2 protein-coding genes are annotated in these 2,996 nt (G+C 63.0%); both read right to left on the bottom strand.

Annotated elements, in window-relative coordinates; genetic code table 11:
- On the bottom strand, positions 1-881 hold an 881-nt coding region (locus EP26_RS27825), incomplete at its 3' end, for a PAS domain-containing protein (RefSeq protein WP_211259589.1).
- A gap of 1,915 nt (positions 882-2,796) precedes the next feature.
- Positions 2,797-2,996: hypothetical protein (locus EP26_RS39055; RefSeq protein ID WP_211259588.1), on the bottom strand; the 200-nt coding region annotated here is incomplete at its 5' end.

The raw sequence follows: 2,996 nt of genomic DNA, 5'->3' as shown, positions 1-2,996 counted from the left end.
TGGATGAGGTTATTGTAGTTATGCGCGACGCCGCCCACGAGTTCGCCCAAGGCCTCCAAGCGCTGCATCTCGGATAGCCGCTCCCGCGCCTCATCGGCTGCCTGCTGCGCCTCGCGCCGCTCGGTGATGTCGCGGGTAATCTTGGCGAAGCCGACCAAGGCTCCGTCCTCGTCGTGGATGGCTTCAATCACCACGCTGGCCCAGAAGTGCTTGCCGTCTTTGCGCACCCGCCAGCCCTCGGCCTCGAAACGGCCCTCTGTTCTGGCCTGCTCAAGCGCCCGCTGCGGCACCGCGGCGGCGCGGTCCGGCTCGGTGTAGAAGCGGGAGAAGTGCTGACCAATAATCTCCCGCGTCTCGTAGCCTTTGATCCGCCGTGCCCCTGAGTTCCACTCCGCAACCCTGCCCTCTGGGTCGAGCATGAAGATGGCGTAGTCGGTGACGCCATGCACGAGCAGGCGGAATCGTCGCTCGCTTTGCACAAGGGCCTGCTGCGCCGCCCGGCGCTCGGTCATGTCACGGGTGACCTTGGCGAACCCGATGACCTGTCCGTCCCGGTCGCGCACAGCGTCCAGCACAGCCAGCGCCCAGAAGCGGGTGCCGTCCTTGCGCACCCGCCAGCCCTCACTTTCGGTGCGGCCGTCCCGCCGGGCAGCTACGAGGATTGCCCCTGGCCTGCCGAGGCGGCGATCCTCGTCGGTGAAGAAGATCGAGAACGGCTGCCCAACAATTTCAGCGGGCGCATAGCCCTTGAGGCGCTGCGCTCCGGGGTTCCAAGTGCGGACTCGGCCCTCAGAATCGAGTAGGAAGATGGCATAATCCACCACCGCCTCGACGAGGAGGCGGTAGGTCTGATCGCTTGTGGTCAGGAGGTCGCTGGGCATGGGGCGCGGGTAATCGGACATCGAGACGGTAGGTGGCGCTAATCACAATCGGCGGCACCGGGCCAATATTTCCGCCTCATCGATACAGGGGAGTTGGCGCGATCTGGCCGGCATATTGGTGCCTGAGCCGCTCTCCTCCGGCTTGGTCCCCGACATCCGTCAACGGATGCGGTGCGCCCTGGGGATGGGGGGCGGGGGGGGGGGGTGATGGGAATGTAGGGGCAGAGTTTCACTTCTCCCTGCCGGGCATGCTTGGGTTACTTTCTTTTCTTTGGAACTGAGAAAAAGTAATCCCCTAATCCCCCCGAACGGGCTGTATCCCGCAGAATAGCTAGGCTTGATGCGAGGGGATGATCGACCGGAGGCTGGCCGCCATCCCCTGAATTCCCCCGTTGTCGCAGGAGCAGGAGACTTCCGCGCCACTGAGATCACCGATCAGACGGCTTGCACCGCATTGTCGATATGGACATGCCGCCAGATCGTCGCCGAAGTTTCTGGCTGATGATCCGCGGGCCAAATCTTGCCGGCAAACACCTACCGGATGATTTGCTGAAATGCTGGTTGATGAGGTCGTCCGGCTTCCCGTTGCCGGGATAGTCGAAGGTCGCGCGGGGGATCATGGACCGGTCATGTCCAACGATGTGGGAGGTGACTGCCGGCGGACTGCTGGATGAGATCGCCGAACAGGGTCGTGCTCGGCCCCAGCCTCCTTCAACGATCCGGGACCAAAGATCGTGAGGTGCCAAGAACCGTCGCTCATGCACTGCCCTCCCCTGCCCGATGCTGATATGGTCTGCCCTTCAAATCACAGACAGTGCAGTTTTTGCCCTTTACGTTTTCTTCGCTGGGGCCGGCATCGCTGGCCGGTCATGCAGAGCCGTTAACGCAGACCGCCCGGCGGTTACGGTTGGCTTGTTCTGTTTCGGCTTTTTTTGCTCACGGCCGTTCCGCTTCTGACCTTTGGCCATATGTTTTCTCCCGCACCAGCTATGGCAACAGCTTCGATCGCCAGGGGTGAGTAGGCTACGCCTTCTACAAGGAAGCGCCTATCACTTTGGCGGTGCTGGATGCAGCAGCGACAGTGGGAGCGGTTAGTGTCTTGTCCAGCCTGGGGACGCAGGCAGTGTCGGTCGTGTAGGCTGCTTTCACCTATCGTCAGGAACATCGTAACTTGGAACAGCCAGGGGCTTGCCCGCACAATTGCTTACTCGCTGCAGTGCTCTCGCAAAACCCCGGAGCATCCGACTGAGTGTGGGCGCGCCAGCGGGTCAATCCGGCTGCCGCTGAGGCGGTTGGGGTTGTTATCGGACCAAGGGCGCACCAGATAATTTCTAACTAGAATCGTTAAGCCCTCGAAGATTGAGGGCGGTGTTGGTTGTGGGTCGGTATCCGCGGGATTCACGTCCGTGCGGTATCGGGGCGCTCTGGCTCGTTGGCTCCGGCAAGGAGACCTCGGGTTGGTTAGAATGGATATACGGCTTGAAGGCCCTTTGTCGCTTGCGCGGCTGCGGGTCTTTCCGTTTAGCCTTGCCGACCTTGGGGGGGGTGCGGTGACAGCACCGGAGATACCGCTGCCGCTGTACCTCCACCGCATGCGGTTCACCTCCTAGGCCTTTCCCATGGCACTCTGGGCGGCCGGTTCGGCACGGCTCTTGAAGCCTGTCGCCGCGTCGCACGGGATGTTGCTGAAGATGGCTGGGCTGCCTCGGCCATCCACGAGCCGGGCCGCAAGACCAGCTACGTTTGCCGCTGCGCCTGCCCGATTGCGTCGTTGCGCTTCTCAGTCCTTGCCGTGGCCATCACGGCTGGGTGCGTTACCTAGTCGCAATAGAAGACCCTCCAGTGACAGCCGATGCCGCTGGTTTGGGCGTACGCGCCTGCTGGCAAGGGCTGCCAGGACGAGCAGCGCAGCGTGCTATGGCCCCCTTGGGGTGCCCGCTAGGCCAAGGGCGGCAACGACCTTATGTCCCAGTCCCACCCAGGGCGGCATCCGGCACAGCGCCCAAATGGGCATCATGCAGCGCACCGCGTGCCGCAGCGTCTCGGGCGCAACCGGCTTGACGACGTAGTGCTCGCGCGGGCTGAGCAGGCGTCCATCGAGCGCGTCGGGATGGC

The organism is Belnapia moabensis DSM 16746 (assembly GCF_000745835.1).
Taxonomy (GTDB): domain Bacteria; phylum Pseudomonadota; class Alphaproteobacteria; order Acetobacterales; family Acetobacteraceae; genus Belnapia; species Belnapia moabensis.
The sequence above is the reverse complement of the archived record's forward strand: the minus strand, read 5'-3'. Positions and strand labels throughout refer to the sequence as shown.